Origin of the sequence: Paenibacillus daejeonensis DSM 15491, from assembly GCF_000378385.1 — a bacterium.
Classification (GTDB): Bacteria; Bacillota; Bacilli; order Paenibacillales; family Paenibacillaceae; genus Paenibacillus_D; species Paenibacillus_D daejeonensis.
Map to the genome: position 1 here is coordinate 120,692 of NZ_KB899671.1, position 17,430 is coordinate 138,121.

The window sequence follows — 17,430 nt, forward strand, 5'->3', positions numbered from 1 at the left end:
ACTTTAGGTGGAACGGCTGCAGCTACCTCTTAATTGCAATCTAATATGCGGACTCATAGGAAGAAAAATGACCCCCAGCAGCCAACTTGCGGTTTGCCAAGCAAATAGAGGAACAAAGGTGCGTTACAGCGGCCAACTTGCGGTTCGGGGACACATCTCTATACCACGAAAAACCCGCCCCTTTGGAACGGGGCAGGTTTACGATTTGTTCACCATGACTGGACAATGCGCGCCGCTTGGGTTACGCCCCGACCGCCGCGCCTTGCTGGAGCTGATACATGGCGAAGTATTTGCCGCCCTGGCGCATCAGCTCGTCATGGTCCCCTTGCTCGACGATACGGCCACGGTCCAGCACGAGGATCTGCTCGGCCTGGCGGATTGTCGAGAGCCGGTGGGCGATGACGAAGGTCGTTCGCCCTTGCTTCAGCACCTCCAGCGCTCGCTGGATAACAGCTTCCGTCTCGGTGTCGATGCTCGCGGTCGCCTCATCAAGGATGAGGATCGCCGGATCATAGGCCAGCGCCCGAGCGAACGAGATCAACTGGCGTTGGCCGGACGACAACGTACTGCCCTTCTCAATGACAGGCGTATCGATGCCTTGCGGCAGGGACATGAAGGCATCGTACGCGCCCACATCACGCAGCGCCTGCTCGATCTGCGCCCGGCTAATCGCCGGATTGTCCAGGCTCACATTGGACGCAATCGTTCCCGTATAGAGAAACGGGTCCTGCAGCACGATGCCCATATGCTGGCGCAGCTGCTGCCTGGACAGTTCGCTAATGTCTATTCCGTCCACTGTAATCTGTCCTTGACGGATGTCATAGAAGCGGAACAACAGGTTCAGGATTGAGCTCTTGCCTGAGCCGGTATGTCCCACCAGCGCCACCGTCTCGCCCGGCCGGGCCGTGAAGGTAATGTTGCGCAGCACCAGCTCGTCACGCTTGTAGGCGAAGGAGACATCCTTGAAGGCCACTTCCCCCTTGTACCGCTCGAGCTGACCGTGATCCACATCCACGCCCTCTTCATCCATCAGAGCGAATACACGCGTGGCCGATACTCTGGCCGTCTCCAGATTGGACAGCTGATTGACGATACCGACGATCGGCTGGAACATCCGGTTCATGTAATCGACGAAGGCATACAGTACACCAATCGAGATTGCCGTCCCAAGCCAGTCGCCCCAGAACAGCCAGATCAGCGCCAGGAACAGAATGTTGCGGACGACGTTGACCAGGTTGTGCGAGGTGATCGAGTTGAGATTGAGCAGCTTGTTCTGATACGTAAAATAGTGGTCGTTCAGCGCCTCGAATTCGGCGGTCATCTCTTTCTGGCGGCGGAAGGCACGGATGATTGGCATACCCGAAATCGACTCGTTGATCATCGCGTTCAGCTCGCTAAGCTTGGCGCGGATGACGCCGTTGTAGTGCGCCGCATACTTGCGGTAGACGATAATCCAGATGATCAGGATCGGTACGAGCGGCAGCGCGAGCAGCGCCAGCCGGGGATCAAGGATGAACAGCGCTCCGTAAATCCCCGTCATATAAACCGCAGCGGTAAAAAAGTTGGCCAACACGGCCACATACAGCTCTCGGATCGCCTCCGTGTCATTCGTGACGCGTGAGACGACCTGCCCCGCAGCCAGTTTGTCGTAATACGACACTGGTAGCCGCTGCGTATGGGCAAACACATCGTCGCGCATTCGCTTCACGATTCGGTTGGCGGAGGTCTGCAATAGCAGCCGCTGCCAATACGTGAAGATGCCGGCGATCACCAAAAGGCCAAAATACATCGCTGCTAGCATCAGGAATCCCGACAGCTCAGGTCGGTAGAAATTGTACAGCGTCTCGCGCGACAGCGGCTCCACCGGATAGGCTTCCGTTTGCTGCCGGTCGCGGCTGGTAATGGTCAGTGTACTGCCATCTGCCTCCCGGCTGCCGTCGAAGGCAATATCGCCTTCGACCCAGTAGAAGCTGCGGCCCGCCTGCAGAATCCGCACCGTCTCGCCGCGCGTCTCGCCTGGCTCGAAGTGGTCCTCCCGCTTGAACCAGCGGCCTTCCCGCTCCACGGCATAAGGCATCTCCTGCTCGACAGCGTGCCAGCGTTTTTCGATGCCCAGGATATTCTGGTCGATCATCCGTTTGGCGACAAACGGACCGGTCAGCTCGGCGCCCACGGCCAGCATCAACATCACCAGTGCGATGAGGATCGGCTTCTTGAACAGCATGGCATATTGCCACAGTCGTTTGCCCGGGCCCGAAGCTTTTTTGGTTATAGTCATGGATTGTCACACCCTTATTCTCTCTTGTCTCTAGTAGATCGCTCCTTAAACAACCTTCCTATGGCCGTTGCGAGGAGAGGGAGCTTACGATCGCTGTTGTTCCCAGATTTCTTGTTCCTAACCGCCTCAGCGGTAGAAATCCGGGTACAGCGTATGCTTTCGAAGCTAGCTTTTCTGCGAAAAGCTTTTAGGCGAACGCTTCAACGCTTTCTGCAAGAAAGCGACATCGGAAGCATAAGCTTTTCTCCAGCCTCCCTCTCCTCTTCACGTCTCATCGTTCGGTTATTTCCGGCGCTCTCTACTAGTCCAGCATCGATTCCAGCTGCTGCCGGTCATATTGCTCCTTGTACCAGCCCCCGCGAGCGAGCAGCTGCTCATGCGTTCCTTCTTCCGTCACCCGGCCATCCTCCATCACGAGGATATGATCCGCGTGCTGGACGGCGGAGAGGCGATGGGTCGTAATGAGCGTCGTCTTTCCTGCTCGTTCCTGGCGGATGCCCTCGATAATCTCGGCTTCTGTCTTGGCATCGACCGCCGAGAGTGTATCATCGAGCAGCAAAATTTCGGGATCCGCAATGATCGCCCGGGCGATGCTGACCCGCTGCTTCTGACCACCGGAGAGTGCGACGCCCTTCTCACCGACCATCGTCCCCAGACCGTCAGGCAAATGCTCAATATCCTTGGCGAAGGATGCGCGGACCAATGCCCGCTGCATATCGTCCTCCGTGGCATCCGGCTTGCCGAACAAAATATTGTCACGGATCGAACGGGAGAACAGGAACGGCTGCTGCGGCACATAGCCGATCCATCCCAGCACTTGATCCTGGTCCAGCTGATCCAGCGGTACGCCATTCATGGCAAGAACGCCTGTGCCGTACGGATACTCGCGCAGCAGCTGCTTGAGCAGTGTCGTCTTGCCGCTGCCTGTACGTCCGACGATACCGAGCGTCTGTCCGCGCTGGAGCGTGAACGAGACCTGCTTCAGATTATCCGTCTGAGAAGAGGGATAACGGAAGGTGACGCCGCGGAACTCAATCGTCTCCGGCTCGCTCAGGCGGACCGGATCCTCCGCTTCCCGCACATCCACCGGATAGCCGAGTGTCTCCTGCACCCGGTCCAGGGAGGCGTTGCCGCGCTGCATAATGTTGATGAGCTCGCCGATGGCGAACATCGGCCAGATCAGCATGCCCAGGAACACGTTGAAGGAAACCAGCTCTCCGAGCGTAATCTCGCCCCGGAAGACAAGATAGCCGCCGTAGCTGAGGCCGATCAGATAGCTCAGTCCCACCAAGATTTTCATCGTGGGCTCGAAGAGCGCATCGATCCGCGCCACCTCGATATTGCGGCCCAGCACCTCATCGGTTTTGGCCTGAAACCGCCCTTCATCCGCCGCTTCCTGAACGAACGCCCGCGTGACGCGGACACCCGCCACCGACTCCAGCACCTGATCGTTCAGCTCGCCAAACGAATCCTGGGCAGCCATGAAGCGGTCATGGATCTTTTTGCCAAGATAACTCATGATAATGGCCACGAGTGGCAGGGGCAGCAGCGCCGCCAGCGTCAGCTTCCAGCTAATCAGAATACACATAACCGCCAGAATGGTCAGCATGAACAGCGTTGAGTCAATCAGCGTCAGAATGCCGAAGCCCGCTGTCGTGGCGATAGCCCCCAGATCATTGGTCGACCGCGCCATGAGATCGCCCGTCCGGTTGCGCTCGTAGAAGGTCGGCGTCATCTTCATGAAATGCCGCATCAGACGGAAGCGCAGCAGCCGTTCCAGGACGAACGAGCCGCCGAATAGCTGGTAGAACCAGACATACGTCATGATGTAGCCAACAACGGTTATGCCGCCCCATAGCAGCAGGGTGTTATAAAAGCCCGGCTCGCTCAAGGTTCCCAGTGCAATCCCGTCAATCGTGTAGCCGATCAGCCAGGGCGGGATGACCTCCAGCAGGCCGACGAGTGCCAGCAAGGTAACCGCTATTGCGTAGCGTTTCCAATGCATGGCGAAAAACCAGTTTAATTTCTTCAGTACAACAAACATTCACTCACGTCCCCGCATGGTATGGATCAAAAATAAAAGAAGCCCACCGCCGCAAGCGATGCGCTCCTATGTACGCCACAGCTTCAAGCACCCGCAAGCGGGCGTCACATGCTGATAAGCGCAAAAAAGGGGCGCATGATTACGTCGATGCCGCAACGTAATCACACGCCCCGCCCGTCTGAACGGCCCAGCCGTCCTATCGGGTGTCTATGCGTGAGGAGATTACGCCACTGAATGGTACACCTGCTGCTACATGTCCGTGGTTCTCTACAGTGGAATTCATATGACGCAACCTCCTTTCTGATCCAAATAAGATGTCAAAATCTATTTGTCACTTTATCACCGCTACTAATTCCTGTCAACACAATTTTGTCACAAATACGCCAAGTCTCAATTTGACTTCGTTGTCGAAGGGTACGCTTCTCCCCTCTTTAGGTCAATCGTTCGACGAGTCTGCGGCTCTCTTCATTGAGCCCTGTAATCTCCACCTTCGTACCAGCCTGCTCATAGCGGCCAACCACCTTGGAGATCGCAGTAACAGCCGAATGATCCCAGACATGAGAGGCTTTGAAGTCAATGATTACCCGCTCTGGATCACCTGCCGGGTCGAACAGTTCACCGAAGTGGCTCATCGTGCCAAAAAACATCTGACCGCGGATCACATAGCGTTTTACACCACTCTGTTCAAGCTGGCTCTCTGCTGAGATACGGGCAATCCGCCAGCCGAAGATAACAGCGCTGATCAGAATGCCGACCAGCACACCCAGTGCCAAATTATGCGTGTAGAGTACGACGCCAACCGTCGCTAGCATAACAAACGTATCCGCCACCGGCGCCTTGTGCAGCGTTTTGAGTGAGCTGACGTCAAAGGTGGCGATGGCAATTGTGATCATGACTCCGACGAGCGCCCCCATCGGAATCTGAGCCACAATATCGCCCATCACGAGAATGAGGAACAGCAGGAACACTCCGGCTGTCATGGTCGACAACCGGCTCCGGCCGCCCGACTTGATGTTAACCAGAGACTGACCAATCATCGCACAGCCCGCCATGCCGCCGAAGAAGCCGTTAACCGTATTGGCGATCCCCTGACCACGGACTTCGACGTTCTTGTCACTCTTGGTATCCGTCATCTCATCGAGAATGGTGGCCGTGAGCAACGACTCCAAGATGCCAACAACTGCCAAGCTCAGCGAATACGGCAGGATAATCCAGAGCGTTTCCAGCGTCCACTCAATGAGTGGCAGGTGAAAAATCGGCAGCGTCGTCGCGATGGCCCCGACATCCTGCACGGTCTTCAGCTCCAGCCCGCCTGCAATGGCAATGACCGACATGACGACAATGGCCACAAGTGCCGACGGGATAGCCTTCGTATAGCGAGGCAGCAGATAGATAATGGCAATCGTCGCCGCCACCATGGCATACATCACCCAGGACGCGCCTTGAAAATGAGTCAACTGCGTGGTGAAGATCAGAATGCCGAGCGCGTTCAGGAAGCCCACGATGACGGGATGGGGAATAAAGCTTAGAAACCGTCCAAAACGCAGTACGCCAAGCACGAATTGAATCATTCCTGTCAAAATGGTGGCCGCTAGCAAATACTCCAGACCATGCTCCGCCACAAGCGAAACCATAATCAGTGCCATCGCGCCAGTAGCCGCCGAAATCATGCCTGGACGTCCGCCAAAAATCGAGATAACCACAGCAATACAAAACGACGCATGCAAACCTACCGTAGGATCGACTCCGGCCATGAGGGAGAAGGCGATCGCTTCGGGAATCAGCGCCAGCGCCACGGTAATCCCCGCCAGTACGTCCATCCGTATGTTGGAGAACCACGACTTATGCAGTTGTTGTAACACCCGTAATCTGTCCTTTCTTGCCAATTGGGAATAGGACGCCCCGGTGACGTCCTCTGACTTAAGTGTCGCGATATTCAGACCGCGCGACTGCGGGTATTGCTGATCCTCCACTCTCAGAAAGATCGGGGCCGATGTTCAACAGGGCTTATTATACACCAGGCTGCTTGTTTAAACCATCCTGTTTTTTGAATATGGCCGCTAAGGTAGAGCCCCTGATCATCCTGCGTAAACGATTGCACTCTTGTCCAACGTTCGATAGAGTAAAAGGTATGACAAGTACAGGGAGGAATGGCAAGTGACACTGAAACTGTGCACGATTGGTGGGTCCGGACATCTGGCCTATGTACTGAGAGATCTGCCGCGGCTGCCTGAGGTCGAGTGGGTAGGCTATGCGCCAGGGGATGAAGAGGAACGGGAGGAAACCCTGGCCAAGACGGCATCGCTTGCCAAGTCGGCGGGATTGGAGGTGCCTCGTTTCTTCGAGAATTGGCGGGAGATGCTGGATACCCAGCAGCCCGACGTGGCGGCGGTAGACAGCCATTTTGCACGGCATGCGACGATTGGCATCGAGACGCTGCGGCGTGGCATCCACCTGTTTCTGGAGAAGCCGCTCGCGACGGAACGGGAGCAGCTGCAGGAGCTGCGACTCGCGTATGACGCCTCCGGTGTCCAGCTCGCAGCCATGCATGGTTTGCGCTATGCGCCTGCCTTCCATGCTGCGTGGGAGGCCGTCCAAGCCGGTGCGATCGGCCGCATCAAGCTGATGCATGCCCAGAAATCATACCGGCTCGGCGAACGCCCGGCCATCTACCGGAGTCGGGACACGTATGGCGGCACGATTCCATGGGTGGGCAGTCACGCGGTGGATTGGCTGCTGTGGTTTGCCGGGACGGAATTCCGTTCCGTCTATGCCGTTCACTCTAGCCAGGACAACGCCGGACACGGTGACCTGGAGATGACCGCGCTGTGTCAGTTCCGGATGGGAGGCGATATCCAGGCCTCCGTCAGTCTGGACTACCTGCGGCCTGCTGGCGCGCCTTCGCATGCCGACGATCGAATCCGGATTGCCGGCACAGCTGGGATTGTCGAGGTGCGGGATGGACAAGCGCTGCTGATCGAGGCCGACAGCGATGGGATTCACACGCTTGCGCCGAAGCCGCAACCGGGGATCTTCGAGGATTTTGTGCGTCAGCTACGCACAGGCGAGTCTTGCCGCATCAGCGCCGAGGAAAGCTTCGCCGTGACCGAGGCCTGCCTCCTCGCGCGAACGTCGGCCGACACGGGCCAAGCTATCTCCTTCCCTTCGCAGGCCTAGCCCGTGTAGCGCGAATTCCACAGGGCGCGCGTGGCAGAATTGCGTGCGAATAGAGGAAGAAAGGTGTGTTACAGGCGGCACTTGGCGGAATTGCGTGCGAATAGAGGAAGAAAGGTGCGCTACAGCCAGCGCGGTGCGGGTTTGCGAGTAAATAGAGGAAGAAAGGTGTGTTACAGGCGGCGCTTGGCAGAATTGCGTGCGAATAGAGGAAGAAAGGTGCGTTACAGCTGGCGCATGATGGGAATGCGGGCGAATAGAGGAAGAAAGGTGTGTTACAGGCGGCACTTGGCGGAATTGCGTGCAAATAGAGGAAGAAAAGTTCGTTACAGTTGGCGAGTGGCGGACTCTACGATATCTCCTCTTTGGTGATCGAGGTCCTTCCTTGTGCGAGGGCACCCACTGTACGTCATCCGATGGACGTACGGTGGGTGCCCCTTTTTTCATGTTAGGTCAATGACATACCTGCTATTCAGCTTTATTGCTCAGCAGCTGCGGTCTTGGCCTTCTCCTGCAGCTTCAACTCGTGCCAGTGCAGCTCCTCGACCAGTTGGGCCGCGGAAGCATCCAAGCGCAGCAGGAGCTCAGGTGACAAGCCATGCTCCCCACCCTCCAGACGCTCTACCCATTGGTCTACCGCATAGACACCGCCAAGGATGTTGCGAGCGCCCAGGGCATTCAGGACCGGCTTCAAGGAATAGTCGATGGCCAGCAGATGCGCCAGGGACCCGCCAATGAACAGCGGCAGCGCGATTTTGTCTCGCAAACCGGTCTGTGGCAGCAAATCCAGGAACGCCTTCAGCACCCCTGTATAGGAGGCCTTATATACCGGGCTTGCGATAACGACGCCGTCTGCTTCGGCTACCACGCCAACCGCCTTCACGATTGCCTCGTCGCCGAACTTGGCGTGCAGCAGTGCCTCAGCAGGCAGATCTGCTACCCGAATGTGACTAATCTTGTGTCCATCCGCCACCCACTTGCTCTCCACATAGTTAATCAATCCGTTCAACCGCGAGCCCGGGGTCGGACTGCCGGAGATAATTACGATATGACTCATCATGTCCCCTCCATTCTGTAACCTATTATAGTCGATATCCGACAATAAGTCAGCTATCTTTACTCGAATGTTTCCCCATCGGAAATATAGGTATTTTTAACATGCTAGGAGAGTGCTCCGAAATGTCCTGCGCACACCAAGAGCAATGACCGCTATTCTTCGTTAGTTGATAAGCAGGGGTCACCTGCTGCCTGTTACAGCCCGCCGCGATAGCGCTTCTCAGCAATATAGAGATCCAACGCAACAATTGCTCGCAAGAGCACCTTGATGAGCAGATAGAGCGCGTACGCCCCCATCAGGATGAGCACTCCACCTGCTATGAACATAAGGAAAGGCAATATCGAGATTACTATATTACCACCGCCTCCAAAATACATCATAATTCCCCCTTTATCTGCGTAACGTGATAAGAGGGTATACGAATTCCATTTGTTTGAGGTTTCGGGCATTTCGCCCAATTGAAAAAGCCGCAGCGGCGTCTTCACGCTTCTTACTGCGGCTCCTGAAGATTCACAATCGAATGCTTATGCCAAGTGCTGCGCAGACCGCTCGCTGGCAAGCTCCGCTTCCTTGGCAAGAATGTACATCGCTGAGCTCCAGCCCAGCGGCGTGTTCACATTGGGCGTGGCAGAGCCTTGGTAGTACAGCTCTGGCAGGCAGCCCGGCTCCGTCATCACGTCTTCGCTCCAGCGAATATAGCGGCGCGCCTCTTCCGGATTGCCCAGCTCCAGATGGCACAGTGCCAGCCACGGCAGGCCAAAGGTCCACTCCGCCTCGGTTCCTTCGTAGAAGGCCAGAGGCTGGCCCCGTCCATGCTCTGCCTCCAGGGTGCTGTAATAGCTGTCTCCCTCGTAGCGGATGACCCCTCGCTCCCGCAGGAGGCGCTGCTCGACAGCGTTAACGATGGTCTCGGCCATTACGCCGGAGAACAAGCGGTACGGATAGATCAGGCTCAATTGGGCCAGATCCACCGGCTTATCTTTACTTTCCGCCGGGAACAGCTCGAGCAGCGTCCGTAGTCCCTTCTCTACCAAGCCCTGAGGTACTGCGGCGATTCGTTCGACTGCCTTGAGGCCTGCCACGCACGCGCCAACTGACGAGGCATGAATTTCCCGCCATTCCTCCCACATCCCGTTATCCGCATCCTCCCAGTAACGAACATGCTCCAGGTAGTGGACCAGCTTTTGCACCATTCGCGCATCTCTGCCGTCACGCAGCATCGTCTTGCCGCGCTTCAATCCCGCTCCTACTCCGAATAAAAACGCGCCAATGGTATCGTGCTGGATATGTCCCCATTCCTCATGATGAACCTCTTTCACCTGGTCATGAGAATAACGGGCATGCAGATATTCCCATGGATGATGCGGTCGCTGCATCGCAATCCAGTCAAGCTTCCACTCATAATCCAGGAACAGGTCAAAGAGACGGTAAAAAGTTTTTTCGTACGCCTGCGTCGTCTTGTCCAAATGGGGTAATGACATATAAATACTGTCTCGAATCCATACGTAACGGTAATCCTGCGAAGGACTGGCAATATACAAACCGTGAGGCAAACAAAGCTTGTTCAGTACAGCATAGCTATCTGTCAGCATCGTCGATTCCTCCTTGGCACCCGTGGTGACTACTTTGTCACTCATTGTGACCGGACGGTGACAACTTTAAACCCTGCCATCGTTCGAGCAATTTCGCAGCCGGAAGATGGTATCGTATATACATGACGAAGGGCCTGCACGACCAAATTCACTTTGCATGAGGAGATGACGCGTTTATGAGCCACATCTGCTGTATCCGGGTCAATGAAGATTCCATACCGGTCAATTTGGTTGGTACGGATCAGAAGCTGATTCCTTTTCTGCTTTCTGTATTGAATAGTCAGGAAGCGCTTTTATCTCATTTGAAGGACAAAATCATCAGCATCGACTTGTTCAGTACGGACGCCATCCTCTATTACAAGAATGGTCATCGGACCCGCATGCCCATTTTCTAGCAGGGCTTGCTTCTTTCTTAGGATATGATAGCTAGTATCGAGAGGTTAAGGCGCTCACTGCAGGTTCCGCAGCGGCCCTCACGCAGGATAATCGATCGATGAACGTCAACTGGACTCCGGTCCAGTTTTTTTGTTGACCTCCAGGAGGACGACGAACGCTTCAATCCTGTGCTATTGTAGAGATAACAGGCAGGCTAGCCGCAACAGCCTGTACTTTACATAAGAGAAGGAGCTGATTCTATGCAAAGGAAAGCTGTCCTTGGAGCCGTCTTGCTCCTCTTCGGCGTCTTTCTGTTTTTGGGCCAGTCGATTAACTACAGCACGGGACAATTGTTTGCGTACTTCTGGCCAACCCTATTCGTCATCCCGCTGGGCTTGTTTTTCCACTGGATGTATTTCTCCCTGATCGGGCGCAATGGGGTAGGACTGCTGATTCCGGGTGGTATTCTTATTACGGCCGGCTTCATCTGCCAGATTGCCATGCTCTTTAATAACTGGTATTACATGTGGCCCGGCTTCATCCTGGCGCCAGCTGTCGGATTGTTTGAATTCTACTGGTTTGGCTACCGCAACAAATGGATTCTGTTGCCGGTACAGATTCTCACGGTATTGTCGCTGCTGTTCTTCGCCATCTTCACAGCAGGCGGCCTTCTCAGTCAGCTAAGCGGCGGCCAATCGGCCATCGGATTGCTGCTGATTGTTGCCGGTGCCTATCTGCTGGTGGCGCGCCAGCGCCGCAGCGTCGGATAAGACCGCACAACGACACACAGCAAGGCCCCCTCACCCGAAATGAGGGGGCCTTGCTGTGTTCAATCGTGCTCTGAGCTGCAGCCTTTAGCCATCGGATTCATGGAATGCCCGCACTTCCGCACGAGTTGGCAAGGACTGCTGGGCACCGTGCCGGGTGACGGTTACCGCAGCGGCCTTCATCGCATACCGGATGGCCTGCTCCTCGTCGTGCGTCTCCAGATATTCGGCCACATAGCCGCCAATGAAGCTATCGCCCGCCGCGGTCGTATCGACTGCATGGACGCGGGTCGCATCGAACATGCGCAGACTGCCGCCCTGGATGAAGGCGCAGCCCGCCGCTCCGAGCGTGACGACCATGGTTTGTGTTCCCTGCTCCGCCAATTGCGCAGCCCCCGCCAGCAATTGCTGCTCATTCACCGGAGCGATTCCGGTGATCGTATGCAGCTCATGCTCATTGGGGATGAGCAGATCGACGTTCGCTAGCACCTCGGGCTCCAGCGTTCTCGCAGGCGCGGGATTGAGGATCGTCCGTTTGCCAAGACGTTTGGCCAGCTCCAAGGCATAGACTGCCGTCTCGTATGGAATTTCCAGCTGCAGGACAACCAGCTCAGCCTGCTCAATCAAGTGGCGCTGCTTGTCGATATCCTCACAAGTCAGATCGTAATTGGCACCGGGAATGACCACGATATGGTTGCGCCCCTCCCGATCTATTGTAATCATCGCCATACCTGTCGGTTCCGCCGACGGCATGACGCCGGAGGTGTCCACGCCGCTCTGCTGCAGCGAGTGGATCAGCCGTTTGCCGTACGCATCATCGCCCACTTTGCCGATCATGGCTGTCGCTACACCCAGCTTGCCAATGGCCGCCGCCTGATTGCCGCCTTTGCCGCCGGGCAACTCGCTTGAGCTCCCTGCCAGCAGCGTTTCTCCCTCACCCGGCAAACGCTCCACGCTTACCGTCAAATCCATATTCAAGCTTCCTATGACCACTGCTTTGATGCTCACCTGCAAGTCCTCCCTTATGTCTGCTGCATCTGTTGATTATAGACTGTTTCGCCACAATTGGAGGTACTCCTGCCCGGCAGCGTCAAAAAACCGCCCCATCCCGCCAGATACAGCTCATGCTTCAGCTCTCGGATCGACTCGCAGTTATACTAAGATGCAACGGTGCGGACGAATCGGCGTACATAAGCTTCCAGACTTTCAGACGTCATGCGGTACTCGTCCAGCAGACCATTTTCCGTATCCCACGTCCGAACCAGTGTAGCAAACTTGCCAAGTAACCGCTGCAACCCCAAGTTTGTAGGCACCCAGAAACGAAACTCACGAATCGGTTCCTGCTCCATGGCATTATGTTCTGCCAGGCACCGCATGCCTTCGAGAAACAAACGGCTGCCCCGATGAGCCTTCTGGATAAAGACAATCTGCAGCTGTGCAATATGTCGATTGGTATACTTCTCGTCTGCCGTCCCGCGGATATAGCCAAATGCCCCCACCGTCTCGTAATCGTTTGCAAAACAGACAAAGGCCTTTTTGTTCATGAGTAATGGAGAAGACAGGAAGCTTAGTGCGACAGGAAAAGTGTAAGGCAAGTTCAACTCTTCATAGTGCTCGAGGACAAGCGTCATGTACTTCTCCATATAATGCTCGCTTCTGCACGCCTCAATATAGTAATCCATGGTATTCCCTCCTCTGCGTCCCTATCCTGATTGGATGTGCTAATGGTTCTACTGTAGCACGGTAGCGGGAAAAATTCTGTGGTTTGCGTTACACTTCCTGCAGCTTATGGCCCAGTCTCGCACGGATCGGGGAAATACAAAAAACCGGCCTTTAGGCCAGCCGCAAATACCGCTTCAGCTCATCCATGCCGGTTGCGTAAATATTCTCCTCGCCGTGCATGCCTTCGCGCTGCCCGATGATTTGTGCAAACTTGCTGTAAAGACGGTTTAAATAGGTATGGTCACGCAGGGCAAAAAAGTGAAATTCACGTACATGCGGCGTTTCTGCAATAACGCTGCCAATCATCTCCCGGAAGCCCAGGAAGAACAGCATGGGACTGCGGTGATCTGGGGCGACGGCCGTCGATTGCATAAATAGAATGGGACCCTCGGGATCCGGTTCGTAAGCCTCGTTCACATACCCGAATTGTCCCCAACCGATTAGCGTCTCCCCCGACTGAATGAGCAAAATGCGTGTCCGTTGAATACTATCCAGGACATAGAAAAGGCTCTCTAGCAAATTCAGCTGCTCACTGAACAAATGTCGGTTACGGATGTAATACAGGACGAACCGGGCATAATCCGCATCGCTCCGGCACCAGGTAAATTGGACTGACATCGCACACCTCATCAACAACGTGGTTTGTTACTATGCGGCCGTGTCGGCTACGCGTCTTTAGGTCTCCATTTAATCAGGGCCTTCGCCACTGGTCGGCGGCGAAGGCCCTGGTTAACCCTTATTTTGCAGCAGAAGTACGGACTTGCTCGCTGGCCGTCATCATGTCCAGCACAATCTTGCCGAGCTTTGAGCCCTCTTTTTTATCCAAATTTGGCGGAGGTAAAAACATGGGTCCCACTCCTTTCTCTGAGGTGATGATGACTCTAATATAGCACGGTTGCCATATAAAATCTGTAATCTTCGCTACATTTTCTGCAACTTATGACCTAGAACCGATAGTAGCTGCGAACGCTCCCGCTCCCCGGCGGGGCGGATGTCCCGTTGCCAGTCGACGTGCGGCTGCATTCTATAGAGTTATAAGCGAAGTACAGCTGTTCAAGGAGGCGGGAAAACAATGAGTGGATGGGACACATGGGCCAAGGACCCGATGGAGCAGCTAGTATGGATGCATGAGCGGCAGAGCGGACTGCGGGCAATCATTGCGGTACATCATACGGGAAAAGGACCGGCGCTGGGTGGATGCCGCGTACGGCACTATGCAAGCGACGGGGAAGCATTGGACGATGCACTGCAGCTGGCCCGCAGCATGACCTACAAATGCGCTTTGGCCGGCATTCCATATGGCGGAGGAAAAGCAGTCGTGTTGGCCCCGCCGGGCTTCATGGGAGCGGCGCGGCAGGATGCCTTCCGAGCCTTGGGACGACAAATTGCCAGGATGCAGGGCCTGTACATCACCGGATTGGACCTCGGCAGCCTGCCAGCAGATATGGATGAGATCCGCCAAGAGACCGCCTATGTCACCGATACGACAGGCTCTCTCGGTGCAACGGGCGATCTGACGGCGGATATGACGGCTTACGGCGTATACCTGGCCATCCGAACCGCTGCACAGCGGCAACTGGGCTCGGATCAATTGACAGGGCGCACCGTGGCGGTCCAAGGTCTCGGCAAGGTAGGTTCATTCCTGTGCGCGTATCTGGCGCAGGCCGGCGCCCATCTGATCGTCTCCGACCTGGATCCCGCGCTGGTGGCTCGCGCGCGGCAGCGGTGGGGAGCCCACGCTGTCCCGGCAGATCAGATTCACCGCACCGCCTGTGACATCTTCGCCCCCTGCGCTGTCGGCGGGATCTTGAACTCGCGGACGTTGCCGGAGCTGCGCTGCCGGATTGTGGCCGGTGCGGCCAACAATCAGCTGGCGGAGGAAGCCATAGCCGATCAGCTCCAAGCCCGCGGCATCCTGTATGCACCCGACTACGCGATCAACAGTGGCGGCATCATCGTGACTGCGGCTGAACTGGACGGCCGAGATGCGGCCAGCGCCCGCCACCAGACCGAGTCGGTGCCGACAACTCTTACCGCTGTGCTCGATCATGCCGATCAGACCGGCATCACACCTGCAGCGGCTGCGGCCGTCCTCGCCAAGCGATTGATCGGCTGATGCAACAGCCGATCCAAGCGTTGCTATGACCGGCATTCCGACATTCGGCCTACGGGTTCCGGGTTACGCCTTATCCTCCACAACCTTCCAGAACGACGCCTTCGGCTGATGCCCGGCGTCGAACAGAAACGGCCAGTTCTTGCGGCCGCGTACAGGGAAATTATCCAGCCACGTATAGTCATCCGCCGCGCCCCAGAAGGTGACGGAAGTGATAGACTCGCTGTAATCGCGGAAGATGCGGAAGAACGTCTCATAACGCTCAGCCTGCCGGGTCATCATCTCTTCGGATGGGGACTGCAGGTCGGTTCGTTTGTCATCATGGGCGAACACAGAGACATCGAGCTCCGTAATATGCAGCTTCAGCCCCAGGCTGGCGTAGCGCTCGATGGCCCGCCGGATGTCGTCTTCGGCCGGATGGGCGATACTCCAGTGTGCCTGGAGCCCGATGCCATGGATCGGCACGCCCTGATCCAGCAGCGACTTGACGAGCGTATAGATCTTCTCCCGCTTCTCCGGGACCGCTTCGTTATAGTCGTTGTAGAAGAGCAAGGCGCCTGGATCAGCCGCATGCGCATACTCGAAGGCGCGGGCAATGAAGTCCTCCCCGGCGATGGACAGCCAGGGCGACTCCCTGAGCACCTCCGGTCCGCTGTCGGCGACGGCTTCGTTCACAACGTCCCAGGCGTAGATATTGCCTCTGTAGCGCCCGACCACCGTGTCGATGTGCGTCTTCATCCGTGCCAGCAAGCCCTCGCGGCTGATCTGTCCGCCTGCACCATCCTCGAATACCCAAGCTGGCGTCTGGTTGTGCCAGACCAGCGTATGCCCCCGGACCCCAATACCGTGCTCCTCGGCAAAATCCATCATCCGGTCCGCATGCTCGAACGTGTAGCGCCCTTCCTCTGGCTGCAACCGCTCGAACTTCATCTCGTTCTCCGCCGTGATGCTGTTGAAATGCTCACTCAGCAACGTGCGCTGCTCCTTCAACGTACGTGGGTTTACAGCAGCGCCTACCAGAAATTGATCCTGAAATACATCCTTCAGCTTGGGTAGTGAAGTGGCTGGTTGTGTCATATGCTTCGCCTCCGATTCGTTTTAGTCGGGCTGAACCAGACGGATTGTACCGTCTTCATTGTATTGCAGCTCGCTGTACTTCACGCAGCGCTTGTGATTGACACCCTCCGAGAGGGAGCTGTCATGGTAGAAGAGATACCACTTGTCTTGGAATTGAACAATGGAATGATGGGTGGTCCAGCCGATGACCGGCTCCAGAATCGTCCCCTGGAAGGTATACGGCCCCTGTGGAGTCCGACTAGTGGCATAGACCAGCTTGTGCGTCGTCCCCGTCGAATAGGACAGATAGTACAATCCGTTATACTTGTGTACCCAGGCGCCCTCGAAGAAGCGGCGGTCCTCATCGCCTGCAAGCAATGGCTCTCCGTTCTCGTCCAGGATGGCGATTTCCTCCGCTGCACCCGCGAACGTGAGCATATCTTCACTCAACCGGGCAACGCGTGGACCCAGCGCTGGAGCATCAGCTGCAGGCTCAGCACCTGATGGATCGAATTCACCCTGCTGCCACTTCTCCAACTGACCGCCCCATAGGCCGCCAAAATACATATAAGCCTCGCCATCCTCGTCCACCAGCACAGCCGGGTCGATGCTGAAGCTGCCCTCGATATAGGACGCCTCCGGCGCAAATGGTCCTGCTGGCGTAGCGCTCGTCGCCACTCCGATTCGGAAGTTCCCCTCCAGATCCCGCGCAGGGAAGTAGAAGTAGTACGTGCCGCCCTTGTAGGCAGCATCCGGCGCCCATAGCTGCTTGGAAGCCCACGGAATATCTCTCAGATGCAGGGCTTCGCCATGATCGGTCACCGGCGAATCGAAATCATCCAGCGACAGAATATGATAGTCCTCCATTTTGTACTGGTCGCCATTATCATTGGATGGTCCGTCATGATCAAGATCATGGGAAGGATAGATATACAGCTTGCCTTCGAAGACGTGGGCCGATGGATCGGCGGTGTAGATATGGGTAACCAGCGGACGGTGCTGTTGCGGTAGTTGGCTCATAACGTCTCTCCTTCATTTCCGTAGAATGCAATCAACCCCATTGTAGCGCTTACACGTACGTCCAACAACCCGTCAAACCTTAGATAATCTATCAAAAACTATAGGTTTCTCTGTTCGGAATGCTCCCTTCTCTCGGCGCTGCAGATCAGGTAAACGACGGTGAGCGATCCAAAGAATAGCACATTGTGCAGCATCTCTTTTCAGATGATAATGAAAGCGTACTCAATTCTGC

At 56.0% G+C, this 17,430-nt stretch carries 15 protein-coding genes; 4 read left to right on the forward strand and 11 right to left on the reverse strand.

Annotation, left to right across the window (positions count from 1 at the left end; translation table 11 throughout):
* Positions 1–241: 241 nt before the first annotated feature.
* From F556_RS0126130 to F556_RS0126140, 3 genes are all read right to left on the reverse strand, one after another.
* Positions 242–2,278: an ABC transporter ATP-binding protein gene (locus tag F556_RS0126130; protein ID WP_020619963.1), complete on the reverse strand. Its 2,037-nt coding sequence runs from the start codon at positions 2,276–2,278 to the stop codon at positions 242–244.
* 301 nt (positions 2,279–2,579) lie between these two features.
* Positions 2,580–4,322 carry an ABC transporter ATP-binding protein gene (locus F556_RS0126135; protein WP_020619964.1) on the reverse strand — a complete coding sequence of 581 codons (1,743 nt, stop codon included), beginning with the start codon at positions 4,320–4,322 and terminating at the stop codon, positions 2,580–2,582.
* Between the two features lie 431 nt (positions 4,323–4,753).
* Positions 4,754–6,184, reverse strand: a complete 1,431-nt coding sequence (locus tag F556_RS0126140) for a SulP family inorganic anion transporter (RefSeq protein WP_026297501.1) — start codon at positions 6,182–6,184, stop codon at positions 4,754–4,756.
* Between the two features lie 295 nt (positions 6,185–6,479).
* Between F556_RS0126140 and F556_RS0126145 the strand changes: the two genes are divergently transcribed.
* Positions 6,480–7,499: a Gfo/Idh/MocA family protein gene (locus F556_RS0126145; RefSeq protein WP_020619966.1), complete on the forward strand. Its 1,020-nt coding sequence runs from the start codon at positions 6,480–6,482 to the stop codon at positions 7,497–7,499.
* A 475-nt stretch (positions 7,500–7,974) separates the two neighbouring features.
* On the opposite strand, the gene ssuE is transcribed toward F556_RS0126145, so the two are convergent.
* The 3 genes from ssuE to F556_RS0126160 form a co-directional block, all read right to left on the reverse strand.
* The gene (ssuE, locus tag F556_RS0126150; protein WP_020619967.1) at positions 7,975–8,553 is read right to left on the reverse strand and encodes an NADPH-dependent FMN reductase; all 579 of its coding nucleotides are present in this window, start codon (positions 8,551–8,553) and stop codon (positions 7,975–7,977) included.
* A 194-nt stretch (positions 8,554–8,747) separates the two neighbouring features.
* The gene (locus tag F556_RS39115) at positions 8,748–8,879 is read right to left on the reverse strand and encodes a hypothetical protein (RefSeq protein WP_281167922.1); all 132 of its coding nucleotides are present in this window, start codon (positions 8,877–8,879) and stop codon (positions 8,748–8,750) included.
* Between the two features lie 198 nt (positions 8,880–9,077).
* Positions 9,078–10,145, reverse strand: a complete 1,068-nt coding sequence (locus F556_RS0126160; RefSeq protein WP_020619969.1) for a glycoside hydrolase family 15 protein — start codon at positions 10,143–10,145, stop codon at positions 9,078–9,080.
* Positions 10,146–10,321: 176 nt separating this feature from the next.
* On the opposite strand from F556_RS0126160, the gene F556_RS0126165 reads away from it, so the two are divergent.
* Together F556_RS0126165 and F556_RS0126170 are read left to right on the forward strand one after the other, a co-directional pair.
* Positions 10,322–10,540, forward strand: a complete 219-nt coding sequence (locus F556_RS0126165) for a hypothetical protein (protein WP_020619970.1) — start codon at positions 10,322–10,324, stop codon at positions 10,538–10,540.
* A gap of 240 nt (positions 10,541–10,780) precedes the next feature.
* Positions 10,781–11,290 (forward strand): hypothetical protein, encoded by a 510-nt coding sequence (locus F556_RS0126170; protein WP_020619971.1) that lies wholly within the window; start codon positions 10,781–10,783, stop codon positions 11,288–11,290.
* An 84-nt stretch (positions 11,291–11,374) separates the two neighbouring features.
* Here the strand turns inward: F556_RS0126170 and rbsK are convergent, their stop codons facing one another.
* From rbsK to F556_RS0126185, 3 genes are all read right to left on the reverse strand, one after another.
* On the reverse strand, positions 11,375–12,295 hold the full coding sequence (gene rbsK, locus F556_RS0126175; RefSeq protein WP_020619972.1) for a ribokinase: 921 nt from the start codon (positions 12,293–12,295) through the stop codon (positions 11,375–11,377).
* Between the two features lie 149 nt (positions 12,296–12,444).
* Positions 12,445–12,969 carry a hypothetical protein gene (locus F556_RS0126180; protein WP_020619973.1) on the reverse strand — a complete coding sequence of 175 codons (525 nt, stop codon included), beginning with the start codon at positions 12,967–12,969 and terminating at the stop codon, positions 12,445–12,447.
* 151 nt (positions 12,970–13,120) lie between these two features.
* Positions 13,121–13,627 carry a hypothetical protein gene (locus F556_RS0126185; RefSeq protein ID WP_020619974.1) on the reverse strand — a complete coding sequence of 169 codons (507 nt, stop codon included), beginning with the start codon at positions 13,625–13,627 and terminating at the stop codon, positions 13,121–13,123.
* A gap of 454 nt (positions 13,628–14,081) precedes the next feature.
* On the opposite strand from F556_RS0126185, the gene F556_RS0126195 reads away from it, so the two are divergent.
* Positions 14,082–15,125: a Glu/Leu/Phe/Val dehydrogenase family protein gene (locus F556_RS0126195; protein ID WP_020619976.1), complete on the forward strand. Its 1,044-nt coding sequence runs from the start codon at positions 14,082–14,084 to the stop codon at positions 15,123–15,125.
* A 63-nt stretch (positions 15,126–15,188) separates the two neighbouring features.
* On the opposite strand, the gene F556_RS0126200 is transcribed toward F556_RS0126195, so the two are convergent.
* Positions 15,189–16,199: an endo-1,4-beta-xylanase gene (locus F556_RS0126200; RefSeq protein ID WP_020619977.1), complete on the reverse strand. Its 1,011-nt coding sequence runs from the start codon at positions 16,197–16,199 to the stop codon at positions 15,189–15,191.
* 21 nt (positions 16,200–16,220) lie between these two features.
* Entirely contained in the window at positions 16,221–17,198 is a 978-nt protein-coding gene (locus F556_RS0126205) for a glycoside hydrolase family 43 protein (protein ID WP_020619978.1), read from the reverse strand.
* Between the last annotated feature and the right edge of the window lie 232 nt (positions 17,199–17,430).

Excerpts from the sequence above, each read along its gene's own strand:
- ssuE (WP_020619967.1), bottom strand. The coding sequence starts at position 8,553 with ATGAGTCATATCGTAATTATCTCCGGCAGTCCGACCCCGGGCTCGCGG.
- F556_RS0126200 (WP_020619977.1), bottom strand. The coding sequence starts at position 16,199 with ATGACACAACCAGCCACTTCACTACCCAAGCTGAAGGATGTATTTCAG.
- F556_RS0126205 (WP_020619978.1), bottom strand. The coding sequence starts at position 17,198 with ATGAGCCAACTACCGCAACAGCACCGTCCGCTGGTTACCCATATCTAC.
- F556_RS0126195 (WP_020619976.1), top strand. The coding sequence starts at position 14,082 with ATGAGTGGATGGGACACATGGGCCAAGGACCCGATGGAGCAGCTAGTA.
- F556_RS0126160 (WP_020619969.1), bottom strand. The coding sequence starts at position 10,145 with ATGCTGACAGATAGCTATGCTGTACTGAACAAGCTTTGTTTGCCTCAC.
- F556_RS0126170 (WP_020619971.1), top strand. The coding sequence starts at position 10,781 with ATGCAAAGGAAAGCTGTCCTTGGAGCCGTCTTGCTCCTCTTCGGCGTC.
- F556_RS0126165 (WP_020619970.1), top strand. The coding sequence starts at position 10,322 with ATGAGCCACATCTGCTGTATCCGGGTCAATGAAGATTCCATACCGGTC.
- F556_RS0126135 (WP_020619964.1), bottom strand. The coding sequence starts at position 4,322 with ATGTTTGTTGTACTGAAGAAATTAAACTGGTTTTTCGCCATGCATTGG.
- F556_RS0126130 (WP_020619963.1), bottom strand. The coding sequence starts at position 2,278 with ATGACTATAACCAAAAAAGCTTCGGGCCCGGGCAAACGACTGTGGCAA.
- F556_RS0126185 (WP_020619974.1), bottom strand. The coding sequence starts at position 13,627 with ATGTCAGTCCAATTTACCTGGTGCCGGAGCGATGCGGATTATGCCCGG.
- F556_RS0126180 (WP_020619973.1), bottom strand. The coding sequence starts at position 12,969 with ATGGATTACTATATTGAGGCGTGCAGAAGCGAGCATTATATGGAGAAG.
- F556_RS39115 (WP_281167922.1), bottom strand. The coding sequence starts at position 8,879 with ATGTTCATAGCAGGTGGAGTGCTCATCCTGATGGGGGCGTACGCGCTC.